The sequence below is a fragment of the Bradyrhizobium sp. HKCCYLS3013 genome (assembly GCF_051167615.1).
Lineage (GTDB): Bacteria > Pseudomonadota > Alphaproteobacteria > Rhizobiales > Xanthobacteraceae > Bradyrhizobium.
In genome coordinates this window covers 41,127-61,619 of the sequence record NZ_JBNPTK010000006.1, presented here as the reverse complement: position 1 = coordinate 61,619, position 20,493 = coordinate 41,127, and the positions used below count along the sequence as shown (strand labels likewise).

At 66.1% G+C, this 20,493-nt stretch carries 19 protein-coding genes; 9 read left to right on the top strand and 10 right to left on the bottom strand.

The annotated features are described in order from the left end of the window. Positions 1 to 66: 66 nt before the first annotated feature. Positions 67 to 1,641 carry a 2-polyprenylphenol 6-hydroxylase gene (gene ubiB, locus ACQR1F_RS13155; RefSeq protein ID WP_316179009.1) on the bottom strand — a complete coding sequence of 525 codons (1,575 nt, stop codon included), beginning with the start codon at positions 1,639 to 1,641 and terminating at the stop codon, positions 67 to 69. Further along, positions 1,638 to 2,399, bottom strand: a complete 762-nt coding sequence (gene ubiE / locus ACQR1F_RS13150; protein ID WP_434913181.1) for a bifunctional demethylmenaquinone methyltransferase/2-methoxy-6-polyprenyl-1,4-benzoquinol methylase UbiE — start codon at positions 2,397 to 2,399, stop codon at positions 1,638 to 1,640. Before ubiE ends, ubiB begins: the two co-directional genes overlap by 4 nt. Before the next feature lie 105 nt (positions 2,400 to 2,504). On the opposite strand from ubiE, the gene mutM reads away from it, so the two are divergent. Both mutM and ACQR1F_RS13140 read left to right on the top strand, forming a co-directional pair. Beyond that, complete coding sequence (mutM, locus tag ACQR1F_RS13145) at positions 2,505 to 3,386, top strand: bifunctional DNA-formamidopyrimidine glycosylase/DNA-(apurinic or apyrimidinic site) lyase (protein WP_315803950.1); 882 nt, start codon at positions 2,505 to 2,507, stop codon at positions 3,384 to 3,386. Positions 3,387 to 3,464: 78 nt separating this feature from the next. Next, entirely contained in the window at positions 3,465 to 3,938 is a 474-nt protein-coding gene (locus ACQR1F_RS13140) for a cyclic nucleotide-binding domain-containing protein (protein ID WP_315803949.1), read from the top strand. A 252-nt stretch (positions 3,939 to 4,190) separates the two neighbouring features. Here the strand turns inward: ACQR1F_RS13140 and ACQR1F_RS13135 are convergent, their stop codons facing one another. Further along, positions 4,191 to 4,994, bottom strand: a complete 804-nt coding sequence (locus ACQR1F_RS13135) for a ParA family protein (RefSeq protein ID WP_316179014.1) — start codon at positions 4,992 to 4,994, stop codon at positions 4,191 to 4,193. A 452-nt stretch (positions 4,995 to 5,446) separates the two neighbouring features. Then, the gene (locus ACQR1F_RS13130) at positions 5,447 to 6,799 is read right to left on the bottom strand and encodes a peptidoglycan-binding protein (RefSeq protein ID WP_434913180.1); all 1,353 of its coding nucleotides are present in this window, start codon (positions 6,797 to 6,799) and stop codon (positions 5,447 to 5,449) included. A gap of 151 nt (positions 6,800 to 6,950) precedes the next feature. Here ACQR1F_RS13130 and ACQR1F_RS13125 point away from each other — a divergent pair, with 151 nt between their 5' ends. Then, a complete protein-coding gene (locus ACQR1F_RS13125) occupies positions 6,951 to 7,754 on the top strand; it encodes a HesA/MoeB/ThiF family protein (protein WP_315803981.1) in 804 nt (267 codons plus the stop codon). A 252-nt stretch (positions 7,755 to 8,006) separates the two neighbouring features. Here the strand turns inward: ACQR1F_RS13125 and ACQR1F_RS13120 are convergent, their stop codons facing one another. Next, positions 8,007 to 9,011 (bottom strand): aldo/keto reductase, encoded by a 1,005-nt coding sequence (locus ACQR1F_RS13120; protein WP_434913178.1) that lies wholly within the window; start codon positions 9,009 to 9,011, stop codon positions 8,007 to 8,009. A gap of 122 nt (positions 9,012 to 9,133) precedes the next feature. On the opposite strand from ACQR1F_RS13120, the gene ACQR1F_RS13115 reads away from it, so the two are divergent. After that, positions 9,134 to 10,063, top strand: coding sequence for a LysR family transcriptional regulator (locus ACQR1F_RS13115; protein ID WP_434913176.1), 930 nt, complete (start codon positions 9,134 to 9,136; stop codon positions 10,061 to 10,063). Between the two features lie 127 nt (positions 10,064 to 10,190). Here ACQR1F_RS13115 and ACQR1F_RS13110 read toward each other — a convergent pair whose 3' ends face one another. Beyond that, complete coding sequence (locus ACQR1F_RS13110; protein WP_315803944.1) at positions 10,191 to 11,192, bottom strand: 2-hydroxyacid dehydrogenase; 1,002 nt, start codon at positions 11,190 to 11,192, stop codon at positions 10,191 to 10,193. A 413-nt stretch (positions 11,193 to 11,605) separates the two neighbouring features. Between ACQR1F_RS13110 and ACQR1F_RS13105 the strand changes: the two genes are divergently transcribed. Continuing rightward, positions 11,606 to 12,091, top strand: a complete 486-nt coding sequence (locus ACQR1F_RS13105; RefSeq protein WP_315803980.1) for an SH3 domain-containing protein — start codon at positions 11,606 to 11,608, stop codon at positions 12,089 to 12,091. 107 nt (positions 12,092 to 12,198) lie between these two features. Here ACQR1F_RS13105 and irrA read toward each other — a convergent pair whose 3' ends face one another. Next, positions 12,199 to 12,669: an iron response transcriptional regulator IrrA gene (irrA, locus tag ACQR1F_RS13100; RefSeq protein WP_316215567.1), complete on the bottom strand. Its 471-nt coding sequence runs from the start codon at positions 12,667 to 12,669 to the stop codon at positions 12,199 to 12,201. A gap of 455 nt (positions 12,670 to 13,124) precedes the next feature. Here irrA and fabA point away from each other — a divergent pair, with 455 nt between their 5' ends. The 4 genes from fabA to ACQR1F_RS13080 all read left to right on the top strand — a co-directional run bounded on the left by fabA (position 13,125) and on the right by ACQR1F_RS13080 (position 18,105). Beyond that, positions 13,125 to 13,646, top strand: a complete 522-nt coding sequence (gene fabA / locus ACQR1F_RS13095) for a 3-hydroxyacyl-[acyl-carrier-protein] dehydratase FabA (RefSeq protein WP_315735612.1) — start codon at positions 13,125 to 13,127, stop codon at positions 13,644 to 13,646. A gap of 76 nt (positions 13,647 to 13,722) precedes the next feature. Continuing rightward, positions 13,723 to 14,946: a beta-ketoacyl-ACP synthase I gene (gene fabB, locus ACQR1F_RS13090; RefSeq protein WP_315803942.1), complete on the top strand. Its 1,224-nt coding sequence runs from the start codon at positions 13,723 to 13,725 to the stop codon at positions 14,944 to 14,946. A 146-nt stretch (positions 14,947 to 15,092) separates the two neighbouring features. Then, the gene (gene fabI / locus ACQR1F_RS13085) at positions 15,093 to 15,893 is read left to right on the top strand and encodes an enoyl-ACP reductase FabI (RefSeq protein WP_315803941.1); all 801 of its coding nucleotides are present in this window, start codon (positions 15,093 to 15,095) and stop codon (positions 15,891 to 15,893) included. 226 nt (positions 15,894 to 16,119) lie between these two features. Further along, positions 16,120 to 18,105, top strand: coding sequence for an autotransporter outer membrane beta-barrel domain-containing protein (locus ACQR1F_RS13080; RefSeq protein ID WP_434913175.1), 1,986 nt, complete (start codon positions 16,120 to 16,122; stop codon positions 18,103 to 18,105). An 18-nt stretch (positions 18,106 to 18,123) separates the two neighbouring features. Here ACQR1F_RS13080 and ACQR1F_RS13075 read toward each other — a convergent pair whose 3' ends face one another. The 3 genes from ACQR1F_RS13075 to ACQR1F_RS13065 all read right to left on the bottom strand — a co-directional run bounded on the left by ACQR1F_RS13075 (position 18,124) and on the right by ACQR1F_RS13065 (position 20,439). Further along, the gene (locus tag ACQR1F_RS13075) at positions 18,124 to 18,939 is read right to left on the bottom strand and encodes a hypothetical protein (protein ID WP_434913174.1); all 816 of its coding nucleotides are present in this window, start codon (positions 18,937 to 18,939) and stop codon (positions 18,124 to 18,126) included. Positions 18,940 to 19,013: 74 nt separating this feature from the next. Continuing rightward, on the bottom strand, positions 19,014 to 19,853 hold the full coding sequence (locus tag ACQR1F_RS13070) for a hypothetical protein (RefSeq protein WP_434882300.1): 840 nt from the start codon (positions 19,851 to 19,853) through the stop codon (positions 19,014 to 19,016). A 115-nt stretch (positions 19,854 to 19,968) separates the two neighbouring features. Further along, entirely contained in the window at positions 19,969 to 20,439 is a 471-nt protein-coding gene (locus ACQR1F_RS13065) for a GNAT family N-acetyltransferase (RefSeq protein WP_434913172.1), read from the bottom strand. Positions 20,440 to 20,493: the final 54 nt, after the last annotated feature.

Here is a 20,493-nt window from a genome sequence, read left to right as displayed (position 1 = left end):
GGCACGGCGTCACCGCCATCTCGTACGACGAGACAGCACGGCTGCGCCTTTGCCCACCCTACGAATCTACAGCCTGAGCACCGCGAACAAAATGCCGATGAAGGTCAGCGCGATGACCCACAGCGCGATCGCGCGCCAGCGGCTCTTCTTGCCTTCGGTGCGGCCCATGGCGGCGATGGTCTCGGGCGACAGGCGGAGGCCGTCGCGGGTCATGGTCTCCATGTGCTCGAGCACGGCGGCGGCGCGGGCGGCGAGCACCGGCAGGGTCGCGGTCAGCCGGGCCAGTTCGCCGATTCCGGTGACGGCGCCCTCGATCCGGCCGATCGGCCCGAGATTGCGCTCGATCCATTCTCGCACCACGGGGTCGGCGACCTTCCAGATGTCGAGCTTGGGATCGAAGCCGCGCGCGACGCCCTCGACCACCACCATGGTCTTCTGCAGCAGGATCAGCTCCGGCCGGGTGCGCATGTCGAACAGGCCGGTGACCTCGAGCAGCAGGGTCAAGAGCTTGGCCATCGAGATTTCTTCGGCCGTGCGGTTATGGATCGGCTCGCCGATGGCGCGGATGGCCTGTGCGAAATTCTCCACCGAATGATGCGGCGGCACGTAGCCGGCCTCGAAATGCACTTCGGCGACGCGGCGATAGTCGCGGGTGATGAAGCCGAGCAGGATCTCGGCCAGGAAGCGCCGCTCCTTCATCCCGAGCCGGCCCATGATGCCGAAATCGACCGCAACCAGCCGTCCCTGCTGGTCCAGGAACAGGTTGCCCGGATGCATGTCGGCATGGAAGAAGCCGTCGCGCAGGGCGTGGCGGAGAAAGCTCTGGATCACCTTGCGGCCGACGTCGGGCAGATCGACATTCGCCTCCGCGAGCCGGGCGTGATCGTTCAGCGCGATGCCGTCGATCCACTCCATCGTCAGCACGGTGTTGGCGGTCCGGTCCCAGTCGACCGCGGGCACGCGGAAATCCGGATCGTCCTTGATGTTCTCCGCCATTTCGGAGAGCGCAGCGGCCTCCAGGCGAAGGTCCATCTCCATCGCGACCGAGCGCGACATCGTGTTGATGACCTCGACCAGCCGCAGCCGCCGCGCCTCCGACGAATGCGCCTCGGCCTTTTCGGCGACGAAGAAGAAATCGGAGAGGTCGCGGCGGAAGCGCGCAGCGACGTTCGGTCGAAGCACTTTCACCGCGACCGGACGACGAATGCCGTCGCGCTCGACCTCGCCGCGATGCACCTGCGCGATCGAGGCGGCGGCGACCGGCGGACCGAGATGCGTGAACAGCTGGCTGATCGGGCGTTCGAGCGCGGTGGCGATGACGGCCTCGGCCTCGGCCTGCGGGAACGGCGGCAGCCGGTCCTGCAGCGATTCGAGATCCCGCGCCATGATGACGCCGACGACGTCGGGCCGGGTCGCCAGGAACTGGCCGAGCTTGAGATAGGCCGGGCCCATCCGCTCCAGCGCGCGCGACAACCTTGGCCCGGACTTGGCGCCGGGGCGCTCGATGAGCCGCGCCAGCTTCAGCGCGAGCTGGCCCGGCGGCGGCGCCAGGCTCGGATCGACGGCGCCGAACACGCCCTCGCGCGCGAACACCAGGGCGGCCCGGGCGAGCCGCGTAATGTGGGTGAGTGCGGAGATCACAAACGCCAGCCGGAATGAAGCGCGACGATGCCGCCGGAGAGAGTCTGCCAGGACACGCGGGAGAAGCCGGCCGCCGAGATCATCTCGGCGAAGGCGTTGGGCCGCGGAAACTGGCGGATGGATTCGACGAGGTAGCGGTAGGACTCGGCATCGCCGGTGACGGCGCGGCCGAGCTGCGGGATCACGTTGAAGGAGAACAGGTCATAGAGCTTGTCTAGCCCTGGCATCTCGACGGTGGAGAACTCCAGGCACAAAAAGCGGCCGCCATGCTTGAGCACGCGGAATGCCTCGGCCAGCGCCAGCTCGATCTGCGGCACGTTGCGGATGCCGAAGGCGATCGTATAGGCGTCGAAGGAGCGGTCGGGGAAGGCGAGCTTCTCGGCGTTGCCCTCGACGAACGAGACCTTGTCGTCGAGATATTGCTTCAGCGCGCGCTGGCGCCCGACCTCGAGCATGTCTCCGTTGATGTCGCACACGGTCGCATGGAAGCCGGCGCCGGCCTTCCTGGCGGCGCGGAAGGAGATGTCACCGGTGCCGCCGGCCACATCGAGCAGCGCAAACGGCGCATCGCTCTTCGGCGGGTTCAGCGCGTTGATCATGATGTCCTTCCAGACGCGGTGCAGCCCGCCCGACATGAGGTCGTTCATGAGGTCGTAGCGCTGTGCCACGCTGTGAAACACGTCGTTCACCAGCGTCTGCTTCTCGCCCAGAGGCACGTCCCTGAAGCCGAAATGAGTGGTTTGGTCCGGCTGATCCATCACCCTTACTCCGATACGGCACCATAGCGCTGATGCGGCCAAGGCGCTATCACGTCAGCCGGACAAGGTGAATGGTCGCGGATGCAAAAGGTGAAATGAGCAGGGATGCCTGAGCTGCCCGAAGTCGAGACCGTCCGGCGCGGGTTGCAGCCGGTCATGGAAGGCGCTGTCATCGTCAAGGCCGAGGCCCGGCGCGGCGATCTCAGGTTTCCGTTTCAGCCCGATTTTGCCAAGCGCCTGCAGGGCCAGACCGTCACCGGGCTCGGCCGGCGTGCCAAATATCTGCTGGCCGACCTCGACTCCGGTGACGTGCTGCTGATGCATCTCGGCATGTCCGGCTCGTTCCGGGTGATCAAGCCGGAGCACGAGGAGACGCCGGGCGAGTTTCACTATCCGCGCGGCAAGGACAGCGTGCACGACCATGTCGTTTTTCACATGTCGTCGGGCGCCGACATCGTCTTCAACGATCCGCGCCGCTTCGGCTTCATGAAGATCATCGGCCGCGGCGACATCGAGACCGAGCCGCATCTGAAGGGCCTCGGGCCGGAGCCGCTCGGCAATGAATTCGATGCCGCGATGCTGGCGCGCGCCTGTGCCGGCAAGAAGACCAGCCTGAAGGCCGCGCTGCTCGACCAGCGCGTGGTCGCCGGGCTCGGCAACATCTATGTCTGCGAGGCGCTGTTTCGCGCCCATCTGTCGCCGCGGCGTCTGGCGGCGACGCTGGCAACGAAGAAGGGCGAGCCCACGGATCACGCCACGCGTCTGGTGGAGGCGATCCACGCCGTGCTCAACGAGGCGATCCGCGCCGGCGGCTCGTCGCTGCGCGATCACCGCCAGACATCAGGCGAACTCGGCTATTTCCAGCATTCGTTCCAGGTCTATGACCGCGAGGGTGAGCCATGCCGGACGGACGGCTGCAGCGGCGTGGTGAAGCGCTTCGTGCAGAACGGCCGCTCGACCTTCTGGTGCCCGAAGTGCCAGAAGTGATGTCGCGGCCGAGGAGCCGGCACGGCCGGCCATCCCCGGTCTGCTTGTGGCGGACGGGAGTGGGCGTATACTGCCGCCATGGCTGTCAGCTCGCCCGACCTGAAAGCATTTCTGCTCGCGACGCCGTTCTTCGGCGGCCTGCTTGATGCGAGCCTCGATCTGCTGGTCTCGATGCTGGTCGAGCGGCGCTTCGACAAGGGCGCCGTGGTCGTCGCCGAAGGCGAGGCGGGGCGCTCGATGTTCGTCGTGCATAGCGGTACGCTGGAGGTCAGTGAGCGCCTGGAGACGGGTGCCGCGATCCATATGTCGCGTCTCGAGCCCGGGGATTTCTTCGGCGAGATGACCCTGCTCGACATGCAGAACAGATCGGCCACCGTGGTCGCGGAAGCGCCGACCGTGCTGTACGAGCTGACGGCGCAAAAGCTGTATGCCTTCTACAAGGCTGACATCCACGCCTACGTGATCGTGCTGCAGAACATCAATCGCGAGCTGTGCCGCCGCCTGCGTCGCGCCGATGCGCGGATCAAGATGCGGGAGGGTGGGTCGCGGTAGGCGAGCGGGCGGCGAAGCAGTGCGAAGCGTGCTCGATCTACGGCTGGGCTACTCCTTAACCTCGCCCCGCTTGCGGGGAGAGGTCCGATTGCATCGTGAGATGCAATCCGGGTGAGGGGGTACAGGTCTCACCACGAACACTTCCCGCGTGTCTGCCCCGCGTCTGCCCCTCACCCCAACCCTCTCGCCGCAAGAGCGGGGCCAGGGAGCGCACCGCCGTCGCGGCAGAAGCTCGGGTCTAACTAACGAGGACTACAATCCCGCCTTCCAGTTGATGCCGTTGTCGGCCCAGGTCGGATACACCCGCGCCACCGGCAGTTTCGCTTCCTCGGTGGGCGGCGTCAGCATGATCGGGAATTCGACCTCGGCGTGCTCGCTCGCGTCCTTCAGTTCGCCCGCGTCGTGCATGACGTGATCGCCTGCAAGCTTGCCGGCGGTCCAGCGCCACAGGCTGCGAATCTCCTGCGCCGATTTACCGGCCGCATCGAACTCGCTGACGCCGAGACCGGCGGCGAGCGCGTCCTGGTGGTCGTTGCGCATCATGATGAAGGGCTGCGCCAGCACCTCCGCGATGTCGCGTGGCGCGTCGGCGTCGAGCGCCGTCGTCGCATCGGTGACGCGATGGCCGCCGCGGATCGGGGCCTGGTTGAGCACGAAGGCGAACGGCTTGCGCCAGGCGCGCACGATGCTCAAGGTCGGTGCTGTCGCTTCGATGTCGGCGACGCTCGGACGCGCCGGAATGAGGCACAGATCGCAGTGGCGGATCGCGGCCGTCGTGGACGCCGTGATGCCGGCCCCGGTGTCGATCACGCAGACAGTGAAGCCGTCGCGGGCCAGCGCTTCGAGGCGAGGCTCGATCATCTTGGCGTCGTAGCCGGCTTCGACGATCGGCTCGCCCGCGGCGCGGCGCGCCTGCCATTTGGTCAGCGTGCCCTGACGATCGGTCTCGATCACGCGCACCTTGTGGCCGGCCTGCTGCGCGGCCACGGCCAGACCAATCGCCAGCGTGCTCTTGCCGCTGCCGCCCTTCTGCGTGGCCAAAACGATCGTGTACATCGGGAGACAGTCCTTCGGATGTTGACGGAACTTATGAGAACGCCAAAGCTGAGTGCATCGCGGTTGCGCGGTGCGGAGCTATTCTCGCTCAGGACAGTCCCGGCCCGATCCAACTAACAGAGGGATCGCGGTGGTCCGAATCAGCACGCCGACAAAACTGTTCGAACTATCTCACGCTCGGCCTGTGCCTGCACAGACCGGTTGACTACGGCGGGAGCCGTTCCGAGTTGATAGCAAGGTGCTAGGAAGTTGAGCGGCAGCGAGCCGCGGACGAGCGATCGGCATCGCCGAGCATCATCCCATGCAGTCGCGATGCTGCACGTCCGATCCCCGCCGGCCGCCGTTGGGCCCTTAATTTTTTCTAAAACGACATGCTTAACATTGCGTAAACGCTGCCGCGCCGCAGTGCACAGCGGCACGATCGGCGATGCCGAACCGGTTTGGCGCAGGCTCTACTTCCGCACGCAGATCACGCGCACCGTGGCCGCCTTGGCGTCGAGCGAGGTTCCGTCGGGCTTGACACCATGCGAGGCGAGAAACGCACGCGTCGCATCGGCGCTGACCATCACGACCTGTGTCGATGGGATCAGTGCCGTGCCCGCGAGGACGCCGGGCTTGAGCAAGGTGACGCCGGCGAACTTGCCGTCGCCGTCGAGCGCTGCCGCTCCGGAAAAGCCGAGCCCGGGCGCCGGCGCCAGCGAGGCGTCGCCGGTGCCGTTGGCGGCGAGCTGCGCCTTGACGGTGCTGATCGCGGCACCGCCGCCCTGGCTCTGCGGATCGGGGATGCCGACGATGTCGACCGACGATTTCGCACTGCCGCCCGACAGCGCCAGCGGCTTCAGGCCGCGCCCGCCGTAGATGCGCAGCAGCGCCAGGCCGCGCTCCTTGTCCTCGGCCACGCGCTCGGCATGGCCGAACCCGGGAATGGTGATTGCCACGCAGCCGTCGGTCACCTCGCGATCGGCGATGATGGCGCCGTCCTGGGTGGCGACGATGCCGGTGCCGTAATCGACGCGGCGCCGTGGCGCGGGCTGCGCGGCCAATGTCGACGGAAACGCGGTGAAGGCGCTCGACATCGCGATCACGACCGGCTCGACCGTGTTCTCGGTGGCCTGATCGTAGAGGATGGTCAGGATACGCACCTCGTCGCCCCGAAAGGTGCCGCGGATGTAGAACTTCTTCAGGTTCTGCAGGCCCGAGAGCACGAAGAAGTCGGGCTTCACCACGCTGTAGTCGACGGTGCGGCCGGGCTCTTTCTTCTCGCGGTCGGCCAGCGCCGCGGACGTCGGGTTCGCCTCCTTGCGGCGTGACAGCACGACCTGCACGGTGCCGGTGGGCGAGGTCCATTTCGAGCCGTTGCCGTCGCTGGTCTGCTGCGGCACCAGCTTGGTCGGGATGCCGAGCCGGGCGCCGCTGACCGGCTCGGTCACGAGCTTCCAGCCGACGCCCTCCTGCTTGCGGCGCGCAGTGTCGGCGAGCACGGCGCGCTCCTGCGGGTTCAACACACCGGTCGGCTTGCCGCCGGATAGCTTCTGGTACTCCTTGATCGCATTGACCATGCGCTCGCTGACGTCGCCGGTGATGGCGCCATTGTATTGGCCAACCCAGGCAAGATCGGATTGCAGCGCAAGCCGCTCGGCCCGGCTCATCGCGTTGGCGGTGTCGGCGGGCGCCTGAACGCCCGGGCGCGCTGGCTGGGTCGCGACCGGCTTGGGCTTGGCGCCGGGCATCGTGGGCGTCTGTGCCTGCACCGACGCGCACGCGGCGATCCCGCAGATGAAGGTTGCCGTGGCCAGCCGTCTCATGACAAATCCCGATGCTCTTGCCGCGCCGCTAAATAAGCACATCTGCTTGGTCGGTCACAATCCGGCGAGGGTTCAGTGCGGAGATCCGCCGTCTTCGCCATGGGCCGGCAATGGGCTGACAGCGATGCGGCGGCGGAAGGACGGTGTAACGATGCTGAGCGACGAAGAAGTGGAGCGCTATGCCCGTCACATCGTGCTGCGCGATGTCGGTGGTCCCGGTCAGGCGGCGCTGAAGCGCGCCGCGGTGCTGGTGGTCGGCGCAGGCGGCCTCGGCGCGCCGGCACTGATGTATCTCGCCGCCGCCGGCGTCGGCACGATCGGCGTGGTCGACGACGACGTCGTATCGCTGTCGAACCTGCAGCGCCAGGTCATCCATGCGACCCCCGACATCGGCAGGCCCAAGGTCGAGAGCGCCGCCGAGCGCATCAATGCGCTCAATCCGCATGTGAGCGTCGTGGCGCATCGAAGCTGGCTCAATGCCGACAACGCGCTCGATCTGATCGGCGGCTATGATCTCGTGCTCGACGGCTCCGACAATTTCGACACGCGCTATCTCGTCTCCGACGCCTGCTTCCTGGCCGAGAAGCCGCTGATCACCGGCGCGCTCGGGACTTTCGATGCGTCGCTGACGACGATCCGCGCGCATGAGCGGAACGAGAAGGGCCAGTTCAATCCGACCTATCGCTGCCTGTTCCCCGAGCCGCCGCCGCCGGGCACGGTGCCGGCCTGCGCGGAAGCCGGCGTCATGGGCGCGCTCGCCGGCATGCTGGGATCGATGATGGCGCTGGAGGCGATCCGGGAGATCGTCGGTTTCGGCGAGGGTCTGGTCGGACGGCTCTTGATGCTGGACGCGCGCACGATGCGGTTCGAGACGCTGCGCTACGGGCGCGATCCGGCGAACCCGTTGAATGGCGACGGGCCTGTGATTGCGGATTTGAGTGCGCACCGAAAGTGAGGTGTGCGTGAGCCGAGAGGCCGCCACGCATCTAGTTGTCGGTCATGAGTTGAGAGACTCTCGCCTCACTCTCCGCTGTCGTCCCGGACAAGCCGGGGCGACGCGATAGCGTCGGTGCGGCGCCGATCCGGGATCCATACTCCGTGAGCGTGATGAGGCGCGCGGAATTGACGGCCTGCCCGTTTCAGACGTCACGCGATATGGGTCCCGGCGTTCGCCGGGACGACGCCGAGGGGCTTGCCCGGTCTCGGCTCACATTCGCTTCCCGCGCTCACTGTCCATGTGGACCAGCTGCGACTCCGGATAGCGTTCGCCTGCCGCGGCGCCAATCGGGAAGGCCTTGTCGAGCGCAGCGAGTTGCACTTCGGTGAGCTTGACGCAGAGCGCGCCGAGCGCCTCGTCGAGGCGGTCGCGGCGGCGGGCGCCGACCAGCGGGACGATGTCGTTGCCCTGCGCGGCCACCCAGGCGATCGCGACCTGCGCCGGCGTGGCGCCGACCTCGTCGGCGATGCTGCGCAGCGTGTCCACGAGGGTAAGATTCCGGTCGAGATTGTCGCCCTGGAAACGCGGCGAATGGCCACGGAAATCAGCGGCATTGGCGCGGTCCTTCGACCAGTGGCCGCTGATCAGTCCGCGCGACAGCACGCCGTAGGCGGTGATGCCGATGCCGAGCTCGCGGCAGGTTTGCAGGATGTCGCTCTCGATGCCGCGCGAGATCAGCGAATATTCGATTTGCAGATCCGCGATCGGGTGCACCTTGTGCGCCCGGCGGATCGTCTCGGAACCGACCTCCGACAACCCGATATGCCGGATGTAGCCGGCCTGTTTCAGCTCGGCCATCGTGCCGATGGTCTCCTCGATCGGCACCTTGGGATCGAGCCGCGCCGGGCGATAGATGTCGATGGCGTCGACGCCGAGCCGCTGCAGCGAATAGGACAGGAAGGTCCTGATGGCCTCGGGCCGGCTGTCATAGCCGAGCCAGCTCCTGTCGGGGCCGCGCAGCGCGCCGAACTTCACGGAGATCTGCACGTTGCGCGGACCGGCCGAGGCCAGCGCCTCGCGGATCAGCATTTCGTTGTGGCCCATCCCGTAGAAGTCGCCGGTGTCGAGCAGCGTGATGCCGGCGTCGAGCGCGGCGTGGATGGTGGCGATGCTCTCGGACCGGTCGGTGGGGCCGTAGAAGTCCGACATGCCCATGCAGCCTAGTCCGATGACCGAAACCTCGGGGCCGGTCGAGCCGAGTTGGCGGGTTTGCATGATCAATCTCCTCTTGCTGGCGCAGGCGGCCTGCTGGTCCGCCGGGACAACGCGGATATCGGCGGATTTCCGCGGTTCGAAAAGCTGGACAATTCCGAATGGACTGTTCAGCATGCCGAACAATGAGCGAGCCGGACCTCCGTGATCTTCAAGCCTTTGCTGCCGTGGCTCGCAGCGGCAATTTCCGCCGCGCCGCGCGCGAGCAGGGGCTCGCGGCATCCAGCCTGAGCCAGCGGCTCAAGGAGCTGGAGCAGCGGCTCGGCGTCCGGCTGCTCAACCGGACCACGCGAAGCGTCGGCCTGACGCAGGCCGGCGAGGCGCTGCTGGCACGGCTCGAGCCTGCGCTGTCCGAGATCGAAGCGGCGATCCATCAGGTGCGCGGCCAGCAGCAGGTCGCGGCGGGACGCCTGCGCATCAATGCGCCGCCGCCTGCGGTCGATCTGGTGCTGGCGCCGATGGTCGCGCCGTTCCTTCAGGCCTATCCGCTGATCGAGCTCGAGATCGTCGCCGACAGCGGCTTTATCGACATCGTGCAGGCCGGGTTCGATGCCGGCGTGCGCTATGGCGAGCACCTGGCGCAGGACATGATCGCCGTACCGCTCGGCGAAACGCAGCGCTACGCCATCGTCGCCTCACCGCAATATGTTGCGCAGCATGGCCGTCCCGCGCATCCGCGCGACCTGCTGCAGCATGGCTGCATTCGGACGCGCTTCTCGTCCGGTGCGATGCTGGAATGGGAGTTCGAGAAGGACGGGCAGGTGATCAGGATCGCACCGCCGGCTCGGCTGATCGCGGTCCAGCTCGGTCTGGCCTTCCGTGCCGCCTGTGACGGCGTTGGCTATTGGGCGACCTTCGAAGGACATGTGCGTGATGCGCTGGCGGATGGCCGCCTCGTCAGCGTGCTCAACGATTGGTGTCCGCCGTTCCCCGGGCCGTATCTGTATTATCCGAGCCGACGCCAACCACCGCCGGCGCTGGCAGCGTTCGTGTCTTTCGTCGGCGAGTGGCGGAAGCGGGCGGGCGGCCGGACCGAGCTGTCGTCCCGGCCTTGAGCCGGGATCCATAGCCACCGAACTGAATACGTTATGCGCGATCAGCCGCGTGCCCGTTTTCAGACATCGCGCGGTATGGGTCCTGCGTTCGCAGGGTCGACACCGATTGCTGAGATGGCTGGTCGGCCTACAGCATGCTCGGCAGCACGCGGTCCGGTGGGCGGTGGTTGTCGAGGAAGGTCTTGATGTTGATGATGACCTTCTCGCCCATCTCGACGCGGCCCTCGATCGTGGCCGAGCCCATGTGCGGCAACAGGGTCACCTTGCCGGCTTTGGCGAGCCGCACCAGGCGCGGGTTCACCGCCGGCTCGTGCTCGAACACGTCGAGGCCGGCGCCGGCGATGTCGCCGGCTTCGATCAGCCGCGTCAGCGTCTCCTCGTCGATCACCTCGCCGCGCGCGGTGTTGACGATGTAGGCGTCCTTGCGGATCAGCTTCAGCCGGCGCGCCGACAGGAGATGGAACGTCGCCGGCGTATGCGGGCAGTTGACCGAGATGATGTCCATCCGCGCCAGCATCTGGTCGAGGCTCTCCCAATAGGTGGCGCCGAGCTCGTCGGCGATCACCGGCGCGACCGGTCGGCGGTTGTGATAGTGGATCTGCAGGCCGAAGGCGCGGGCGCGCCGCGCCACCGCCTGGCCGATGCGGCCCATGCCGATGATGCCGAGCCGCTTGCCGCCGATGCGGTGGCCGAGCATCCAGGTCGGCGACCAGCCCGCCCAGTTCTTGCCCTCGGTGAGCACCGAGGCGCCCTCGATCAGCCGCCGCGGCACGGCGAGGATCAGCGCCATGGTCATGTCGGCGGTGTCCTCGGTGAGGACCTTCGGCGTGTTGGTGACGGTGATGCCGCGCGCCACCGCCGCGGCGACGTCGATGTTGTCGACGCCGTTGCCGAAGTTGGCGATCATGCGCAGCTTGCACTCGGGCTGATTGAGAATGTCGGCGCTGATGTGGTCGGTGACCGTCGGAACCAGCACCTCGGCGGTGCGCACGGCGTCGGCGAGCTGCTCCTGGCTCATCGGCTCGTCGTCGAGATTGAGCCTGGCGTCGAACAGCTCGCGCATGCGGGTCTCGACCGAGTCCGGCAGCTTGCGTGTCACCACGACGAGGGGCTTTTTCCTACCTGACATGTGCTGCTCTCATGAGATCCTTCAGACCTCATTAACCGGGTTCGCCGAAACTACCGTCGTCGCCTGAGAGCGGCGCTTCCCTGGACTGGTCGTGTCGGATCTCGCAGGTGGGCCGATCCGTCCCTGACAGGGCTTCGCGAGCGATTCTCAGGCGCTTCCTGGCCGCTTGTGTTCGGTCCTGTCTAGCAGAAGGCCGGGCCAAGACAAGAAGCCAACGGCGGGTCGGGACTGGCGCTTTCGGCAAGCCCTCTCCGAGCACGAAGGGGGGCAGCCGGGCGGTTCGATGGGGATCGGGCGAAGGATCGCAACGCAATCCGCTTTGATCGGAGCGCGGGTCGATCCTTTCGAGGGAGAGTAAGTTGAGTAAATCGACGTTGTGGCGTTTGGGTGCTGTCGTGGTGCTGCTGGTCTGTCTGTTCGACGTTGCCGTCGGCAGGGGCCGCGTTGCGGCGAAGGACTCCGTTCTCACCACCAGCGGCCTGCCGGTGCCGCGCTATGTCAGCCTGAAGTCGGATCATGTGAACGTTCGCGCCGGTCCGACCAAGGACAACGACGTGGCCTGGGTCTATACGCGCTCCGGCCTGCCGGTCGAGATCACCGCGGAATATGAGAACTGGCGCCGCGTGCGCGATTCCGAAGGCTCGGAGGGGTGGGTCTATCACTCCTTGCTGTCGGGGCGCCGCACGGCGGTGGTCACGATGAAGAACAAGGACGATCTCGCCCCGATCTATGAGAGCGCCGACGCCACGAGCGGGGTCACCGCGCGGCTGCAGGCCGGCGTCGTCGCGCAAGTGAAGAAATGCGGCAACGGCTGGTGCCACGTGCTCGGCAATGGTTTCGAAGGCTGGATCCAGCAGCAGCGGCTGTGGGGCGTCTACGCCGACGAGCAGGTCAATTGAAGGCCCAGGTCAGCGCCATCCGCTGACCTCTATCCTGACGCACGCCCGACACAAAAATGCCCGCAGCGGCTGCGGGCATGATGCTTCGATGATGATGTTCCGGAGGCTCAACGCTTCTTGCGCAGCCGGACGACCATGTCGATCCGGGCGATCTCGTAACCTTCGGGCGCCTCTGGCAGCTTCGACAACGCCAGATGCTGGTCAGGGATGTCGACCAGCTCGTGGTTGTTCTCGAGATAGAAGTGATGGTGGGCGGTGACGTTGGTATCGAAATAGGTCTTGGTGCCGTCAACGCTGACCTGGCGCAGCAGACCGGCGTCGGTCAGCTGGTTCAGCGTATTATAGACCGTGGCGAGCGAGACCGGAACCTTGGCCAGCGTCGCTTCCTCATAGAGCATTTCGGCGGTCAGATGCCGCGCACCTTTGCCGAACAACAGCCAGCCCAAGGCCATGCGCTGGCGAGTCGGGCGCAGCCCGGCCGCCTGCAGCATCTCGTTGACGTCGTGCCATGGGCAGCCATTGAGTGCCGGCTGCCGGCCGTTCCCGAGATCCGGGTTGCCGCGATCATGACCATTCATCGAGGCGTTGTTGCTGACATCCACTTCAAGCACCGCACAATTCGCTCTCATCCACAACTGATATAGGAAGAAACCCATTCAGATGCAAGCTTATCGCAACTAACGTATCTAGAACGCCCCTAAACTGCATTTGCCGCCCGGTTCGGGCGCGGGCCCCGGTGCTGCGTCGATTTACCTGGATACGCGCATTGACGCCGCAATCCTCTATGTTAGAGAGCGCCCGGACCCGATTTGCCCTGCCATGGTGAGCGCCGGCGGCCGTGATGGCCATGTGCGCGAATCCAGGCGTCGTTAAGCCCGCCGCCGACAGCGGTCATGTTCGCCAGGTGCGATGGCCCAGCCTTCGTCCCGACGCGATGACCGGCCAGCGCGGCGCGGAAGGGGGCGGCGCGCGGGAAGGGTCCATGTCGCGCGGCACAAATTCCACCGGGGATCGTTGAGAAAGGCCACCAAGCATGCTGGATCGGCGCAGCGCATATGAATACGAGGACCTGCTGGCCTGCGGCCGCGGGGAGCTGTTCGGCCCCGGCAATGCGCAACTGCCGCTGCCGCCGATGCTGATGTTCGATCGGATCGTCGAGATCTCCGAGACCGGCGGCGAGTTCGGCAAGGGTGTCGTCCGCGCCGAGCTCGACGTGAAGCCGGATCTCTGGTTCTTCGGCTGCCATTTCAAGAATGATCCGGTGATGCCAGGCTGTCTCGGCCTCGATGCGATGTGGCAGATGGTCGGCTTCTACCTCGGCTGGACGGGCGGAGCAGGGCGCGGCCGCGCGCTGGGCCTCGGCGATCTCAAGTTTTCCGGCCAGGTTCTGCCGACCGCCCGCAAGGTTGTGTACAACGTCGACATCAAGCGCGTGATGCGCTCAAAGCTGGTGCTCGGTATTGCCGACGGGTGGCTTTCGATGGATGGCGAGATTATCTATCGCGCCAAGGACCTGAAGGTCGGCCTGTTCAAGCAGGACGCCGCGCCGACTTGAACCGGCAGGCTGCGACCACAGACAGTGCAGCAGGCACGACTGCAACACAACACACGAGCAAGGTGAGGCGGACATCATGAGGCGGGTTGTCATCACGGGCATGGGCATCGTCTCATCGATCGGCAACAACACCCAGGAGGTGCTCGCCAGCCTGTACGAGGCGAAGTCCGGCATCTCCCGTGCTGAGAAATATGCCGAGCTTGGGTTTCGTTCGCAGGTGCAAGGCGCGCCGACGCTGAATCCCGCCGACGTGGTCGACCGCCGCGCCATGCGCTTCCTCGGCGAGGGCGCCGCGTGGAATCACGTCGCCATGGAGCAGGCCATCCTCGATTCCGGGTTGGAGCCGACCGACGTCTCCAACGTCAGAACCGGCATCATCATGGGCTCCGGCGGGCCCTCGACGCGCACACTGGTGGAAGCGGCCGACATCACCCGCACCAAGGGCCCGAAGCGCGTCGGTCCGTTCGCCGTGCCGAAGGCGATGTCGTCGACGGCCTCGGCGACGCTGGCGACCTGGTTCAAGATCAAGGGCGTCAACTACTCGATCTCCTCGGCCTGCGCGACGTCCAATCATTGCATCGGCAATTCCTACGAGATGATCCAGTACGGCAAGCAGGACGTGATGTTCGCCGGCGGCTGCGAGGAGCTCGACTGGACGCTGTCGGTGCTGTTCGACGCGATGGGCGCGATGTCGTCGAAGCACAACGACACGCCTGCGACTGCATCCCGGCCCTATGACGTCACGCGCGACGGCTTCGTGATCGCCGGCGGCGCCGGCGTCCTGGTGCTGGAAGAGCTTGAGCATGCCAAGGCGCGCGGCGCCAAGATCTACGGCGAGATCGCGGGCTACGGCGCGACCTCGGACGGCTACGACATGGTGGCGCCGTCGGGCGAAGGCGCCGAGCGCTGCATGAAGATGGCGCTGTCGACCGTGAAGACGAAGATCGACTACATCAATCCGCACGCGACCTCGACGCCGGCCGGCGATCCGCCGGAGATCGAGGCCATCCGCAAGGTGTTCGGATCGGGCGAGAAGTGCCCGCCGATCGCCGCCACCAAGGCGCTGACCGGCCACTCGCTCGGCGCCACCGGCGTCCAGGAGGCGATCTATTCGCTGCTGATGATGAAGAACGGCTTCATCTGCGAGAGCGCCAACATCACCGAGCTCGATCCCGCCTTCGCCGACATGCCGATCGTGCGCAAGCGCATCGACAACGCCAAGCTCGGCACCGTGCTGTCGAACTCGTTCGGCTTCGGCGGCACCAACGCGACGCTGGTGTTCAAGCAGCTCGACGCTTAAGATTTCAATAGCACTGGTTTCGTCGGCATCATGGCCGGGCAGCAGCGCGAAGCTCATTCTTCGCACCGATGTCCGGCCATTGGCGTCTCGAAGGCGGAACGATCATCCTGGCTGGGCCGATCCCGGCATGACGAAGGAGAGACATCATGCAGGGTCTGATGAAGGGCAAGCGCGGGCTTGTGATGGGCATCGCCAACGACCATTCGATCGCCTGGGGCATCGCCAAGACGCTGGCTGCGCATGGCGCCGAGATGGCCTTCACCTATCAGGGCGACGCGCTCGGCAAGCGCGTCCGCCCGTTGGCCGACGAGCTCGGCGTCAAGCACGTGCTGCCTTGCGACGTCGAGGACATCGCCAGCGTCGATGGCGTGTTCACTTCGCTGCGCGAAGCCTGGGGCGGGCTCGACTTCATCGTCCACGCCGTCGCTTTCTCGGACAAGAACGAGCTCAAGGGCCGCTATGCCGACACCTCGCGCGAGAATTTTGCGCGCACGATGCTGATCTCCTGCTTCTCCTTCACCGAGATCGCCAAGCGCGCCGCCGAGCTGATGCCGGAGAGCGGCGGCAGCATGATCACCTTGACCTTCGACGGCTCCAACCGCGTGATGCCGAACTACAACGTGATGGGTGTCGCCAAGGCCGCGTTGGAAGCCTCGGTGCGCTATCTTGCCGCCGATTACGGCCGCCGCAGCATCCGCGTCAACGCGATCTCGGCCGGCCCGGTGCGCACGCTGGCGGGCTCGGGCATCGGCGACGCCCGCTTCATGTTCGCGTTCCAGCAGAAGCACTCGCCGCTCGGCCGCGGCGTGACCCTGGAGGAGCTTGGCGGCTCCGCGCTGTATCTGTTGTCGGAGCTGTCCGGTGGCGTCACCGGCGAGATCCACTACGTCGACTCTGGATATAACGTGATCTCGATGCCGCGCCCCGAGGATCTCAAGGCGGACTGACCTCCGCGCGCATCGGCGGTATCGGGGGGCGCGAGACTCCGTCCTCCGATCGACCCAAATTTTCCCAGTTGAAGACAATGTTCCTGAACGGCTAATCAGGAGGCATTGGCGCAACTCTTGCGGTTGGCTGTTGCGATGACGCTGCGATGCATCATGACCGGTGCATCGGCCGCGGCCGTCAGCCAGACGCTCGCGCCGGCAGCAAGACAAGTCGTGGGGGCGATTGATGCTGCGTTCGAAAGTCCGTGTCATCGCTCTCTGCGCGATGACCGGCATCGTGCTTGCGGCAGGGGGCGCAGGGCCGGCGAAGGCGCAATCGAGCGTCTGGGACTCCACGATCTCCAACACCAACTGGTATGTGCCGACGGCGCAACTGCTCGCCTACCTGTCGCCGAAGACGGGCTTCTCCAATCCGGTCCCGATCGGTGACCAGACGTTGTGGACCCTGGGCACCGCGACCAACGGCGCCTTCACCGGCACCAGCGTCGCGCAGCTCAGGATCGGCCCGGCGCTGCTGACGGACACCTCGACCATCCAGGGCTTCGTCACCACCAGCGGCCAGATCACCATGCTGTTCACGCCGACCGGCGGCGGCACTGCGACCGTCGGGCTCGGCTATATGCGCAACGTCAACGGCGTGACCAGCATGGAAATGCAGATGATCACCGGCGACAGCCTGCTGGTGACGCATTGGGCCTACATGCTGCCCTATGATCCCGCGACCTTCACGCCGCCGCCGTCAGCACCGGTGCCGGCCAACTCCGTGCCGCAATGGGCATGGACCGCCGGCACGCCGTGGCGGATCGTCAGTCCGACATTGTTCGGCACGCAGGCGCCGGGCCGCTTCGTCATCACCAACTATCAGAACGGCTATTTCTGGGGCGCGGGCGTCGCGCCGACGGGCAGCACGGCCGGTGGCTTCACCCTGCTCGGCTCGGTCACCCCGGAGGGAAGCGTGCTGTTCAATACGCTGTCGCGTGGCAGCCTGACCAGCCTCTATGGCGCGATGAGCGGCAATGCGTCGAATGCGCAGATGGTCACCTCGACGTATGATCTCACGGGAAGCATGACCGGCGATCTGGCGACGATGTCGCTGATCCAGCCCTATGGCACTGCGCTTCGGTCGGCCGGCGGCCGCGTCGGCCTGGAAGCCGCCGACGTGCTGTACCGGCTGTCGATGACGTCGGCCGGCTGGAGCGGATCGATGGTCTCGGGATTTGCCGCGCTCGACAATCTCAGCGGTCCCTCGCTCAGTGCCGCCGTCAAGCAGACGCTGCCGGTGCTGACCGGGGCGGCGTCGCAGGCGACCTATGTCAGCCAGCAGGCGTTCCGGCAGACGATGACCAACAGGCTCAATGAGGTCAGCAGCATCGGCTGGGCTGCTGGGCGCAATGTCTGGATGCAGCCTCTCGGCGGCACCGCGCAGCAGACGGGACGTGATGGCGTTCCCGGGTATAGTGCCGCCGGCGCGGGTCTGGCGCTCGGCGCCGATGTCGCCGTCTCGTCCCGCGCCATCATCGGCGGCGTTCTTGGCTATTCTCATCACACGATCACCGGAAGCGACGATGCGGTGCCAAACCGTCTCGGTCTCGCCTCCTATCAGCTCGGGCTCTATGGGGCCTACGCCGTCACTTCTGATGTCACCTTCGACTATCAGCTCGACGGCGGATCGAGCGACAACAGCGAAAGCCGGTCGCTGAGCTTCATGGGCGCGTCCGCCGGCGGCAGCTATCGTTCCTACAACGGCCACGCCGGTGCGGGCATCAAGACCCGCATTCCGCTGCGAGACGACCTCGCGCTCGTTCCTGCACTGCGCCTGGACTACGGCACGGTTCGCAGCGGCTCCTATCGGGAAGGCGGTGCCGGCGGTTTCAGCCTCAACGTCGATCCTCAGGTCTATCAGGAACTCGTGACGACGGCGCAGCTGAAAGCGGTCTATGCGCCGACAACGCAGGTTCGTCTGATCAGCGATGTCGGCGTCGGTTACAACGCGCTGAACCAGGCATTGCAGATCGGCGCCGCCTTCTCCGGCGGCGGCGACGGCTTCGTCACCCGGGGCTTCAGCCTGTCGCCCTGGGTCTACTCGGCCGGGCTTGGTCTTGTCGCTGCGGGCAACGATCGCCTCGACCTCAGCGTTCGCTACGGCATCAACGCGACGCCGTCCGGCCTCGTCCAGCAGTCAGGCCATGCGGTGCTGAAGATCAGGCTATGACGCGCCGAGCTGATGGTTCTACTCGCCCCCGAAATAGGCCGGCAAGCGCTGGTCGAGCCGGAACTTGAGCATCGAGCGCGCCATGTCACGCAGCACGTTGTTGTTCGCGGCATCCGGCGGCGAGGCGGGAAATGCGGAGTTGTCGACGTCGCCGGCATGAGACGGCGGTCCGACGCCGGACGTCAGCCGCGAGAGCAGCGCCTTGGAACTCGTGGCGGGCTCGCGCGTCTCGAACGTCGCTCCATCGTAGAGCTGGATGTCGATCATGATGAAGACGTGGCTGTACCGGCCAAAACCCTCGCCCCGATTGATCACGCCGACGCCGGTGACCTCGTCGTTGGTCGAGGGTTCGCTGTCGGTCCGGCGGGTGATCACGAGATAGCGTGCGCACCCCGCCGAGCCGGCCACCCTCCTGACGATGGGCGTGAGCTTCCCGTTCTCGGCCTTGACCGGGGGCGACTGATAGAACGAATCGAATGCTCCTTTGGGGACGCTGATGCGGCGGATCCCGGCATCACCCTGGGCTGCCTTCACGCGCGCGTAGACGAGATCGTCGAAACCCCAGGAGACCGGCACTTCGGCGTACTCGTTGCCCAGACGGGTCATGCCGTTCTTCTGCACCGTGAAGACATCGCCGAGCGCTGAGATCACCCCGAGCTCGCACGGTCCGCCCTCGCGGACGGCCCTTGCCGGCTTGGCGGCCTTGGCAACGCCGGCCGCCGGCTTTGCCGCAGGCTTGGCGCTCAGCGGCGCAGGTGACGATTGCGCCAGGGCGTTGGTGCCCGACCAGAGCACGGCAATGAGCAGCGGCGCGAGCAGGCGTGAAATCGTCACTGGGAAAACTCGTGCTGGGAGAAACGAATGCGGACGGTGAAGCCCGTTCGAGGCGTATGACAGCGGGCGACGGCTCATTCGATCTTCAGGTAGCTCGGCAGGTCGCGATCTAGCTTCGCCGCGACCAGGCTGCGCAGGCGTTCGCGTAGCACGGTGCTGGTGGCTGCGGCGGCAAGAGGCTCGGGGAAGTCGGCATTGTCGAGCTTGTTGAGGGGATCCTCGGTGAGCCTCATGGTCTCGGCCAGCCGTGCGCCGGTATCCGCCGAGAATGAGCCGATCTTCTCGTAGGAATGGCCGTCGATCAGCGTGATGTTGACGTTCGCAAACAGGTGCGAGTGCCGGATGAGTGATCCGAGGCCCTGATTGTAAGCGCCAATGCCCCTGAGCCTCAGGGTGGTGTTGGGAATGGTCGCCTCGAACCTGGTGACCACGAGGTAGCGTTCGCAATTTGCATTCGTGGTGACGTTGCGCACGATCGAGGTCAGGCTCTCCTTCGGATCGGGCAGGAAGCGCGACGTCGGATGGTAGTAGGGCTCGAACGCGCCTTTGGGATAGCCGACCCTGCGCACGGTCGGATCGCCGGCGGTCGCCGCACGCACGCGCGCCACGGCGAGGTCGTCCAGTCCCCAACCCGGCAGGGTGACCTCGTCCTCTTCGGTTTCGAACACCGTGAGGCCGAACTTGCTGACGGCGAGCTGGTCGCCGAGCGCGGCAATGACGCCCAGCCGGCAGGGACCGCTTTCAACGGCGATCGGCTTCGCCGCCGGCTTCTTTCCTGAGGACTTCTTGGCGGCGGGCGCAGCCTTGGCCGGGACTGCCATCGTCGACGGAGCCTGGGCCCAAGCCGCAGTTGTGAAGGCAGCAGCGAGACCGACGAGCGCAAGACGGGGGATCAGCAGAAGCGGTGCGGACATGGCGGAGGTTCGAGATTGACGAAGCGAGCGGGAACCCGAATTTAGTTCGCCCGCGAAGGCGCGCGCAACGGTTTCTGGCCGACACGCGCAAGACTCGCGCTTGCACGCTCCGCGATCATGAGTCCGCCGCCCGGTCGCCACGCTTCCATCGATAATATTTCATGATGCGGCCGTGCAGCGGATCAGCCTGCTCCTTTTCCAGCACGAAGCCCTCGCGTTCGTACCAGCGCCACGCCTTCTCGTTGCCCTCGGCGCAACGCAGCCAGACCTCGTCGGGCAGCAGCTCGCGGGTGAAGGCGAGCAGGCGGCGGCCGAGCGAGCGGCCCTGATGCGACGGGGCGATCATCAGTTGGTCGAGATAGAGCAGGGGAACGTTGATCGCGAGCATCGCCGCGAGCTGGCCGCCGTCATCAGCGACATAGAGGCTCCAGCCACCCTCCATCTCGCGCGGCACGCGCTCCTTCAGCAGGCTCAGCAGCGTGTCGCTCGGGCGCTCCAGCCCGGTCGAGCACCAGCTCTCCATCCAGAGCCTCGCGATGGCGTCGTATTCGTCCGGGCTAGCGGGGCGGATGACAGGATGGTGCATGTGGGGTGACCTGAAGCGGGGTGACGGCCTGGCCTCTGCATCCGCAGCCATGAC

Bases quoted from the DNA above. Each gene is read 5' to 3' on its own strand.
- ACQR1F_RS13135 (WP_316179014.1), bottom strand. From the start codon at position 4,994: ATGTACACGATCGTTTTGGCCACGCAGAAGGGCGGCAGCGGCAAGAGC.
- irrA (WP_316215567.1), bottom strand. From the start codon at position 12,669: ATGAATGGTCATGATCGCGGCAACCCGGATCTCGGGAACGGCCGGCAG.
- fabB (WP_315803942.1), top strand. From the start codon at position 13,723: ATGAGGCGGGTTGTCATCACGGGCATGGGCATCGTCTCATCGATCGGC.
- ACQR1F_RS13070 (WP_434882300.1), bottom strand. From the start codon at position 19,853: ATGTCCGCACCGCTTCTGCTGATCCCCCGTCTTGCGCTCGTCGGTCTC.
- ACQR1F_RS13065 (WP_434913172.1), bottom strand. From the start codon at position 20,439: ATGCACCATCCTGTCATCCGCCCCGCTAGCCCGGACGAATACGACGCC.
- ACQR1F_RS13110 (WP_315803944.1), bottom strand. From the start codon at position 11,192: ATGTCAGGTAGGAAAAAGCCCCTCGTCGTGGTGACACGCAAGCTGCCG.
- ACQR1F_RS13120 (WP_434913178.1), bottom strand. From the start codon at position 9,011: ATGCAAACCCGCCAACTCGGCTCGACCGGCCCCGAGGTTTCGGTCATC.
- ACQR1F_RS13130 (WP_434913180.1), bottom strand. From the start codon at position 6,799: ATGAGACGGCTGGCCACGGCAACCTTCATCTGCGGGATCGCCGCGTGC.
- ACQR1F_RS13115 (WP_434913176.1), top strand. From the start codon at position 9,134: ATGAGCGAGCCGGACCTCCGTGATCTTCAAGCCTTTGCTGCCGTGGCT.
- ubiE (WP_434913181.1), bottom strand. From the start codon at position 2,399: ATGGATCAGCCGGACCAAACCACTCATTTCGGCTTCAGGGACGTGCCT.
- ACQR1F_RS13125 (WP_315803981.1), top strand. From the start codon at position 6,951: ATGCTGAGCGACGAAGAAGTGGAGCGCTATGCCCGTCACATCGTGCTG.
- ACQR1F_RS13140 (WP_315803949.1), top strand. From the start codon at position 3,465: ATGGCTGTCAGCTCGCCCGACCTGAAAGCATTTCTGCTCGCGACGCCG.
- mutM (WP_315803950.1), top strand. From the start codon at position 2,505: ATGCCTGAGCTGCCCGAAGTCGAGACCGTCCGGCGCGGGTTGCAGCCG.
- fabI (WP_315803941.1), top strand. From the start codon at position 15,093: ATGCAGGGTCTGATGAAGGGCAAGCGCGGGCTTGTGATGGGCATCGCC.
- fabA (WP_315735612.1), top strand. From the start codon at position 13,125: ATGCTGGATCGGCGCAGCGCATATGAATACGAGGACCTGCTGGCCTGC.
- ACQR1F_RS13080 (WP_434913175.1), top strand. From the start codon at position 16,120: ATGCTGCGTTCGAAAGTCCGTGTCATCGCTCTCTGCGCGATGACCGGC.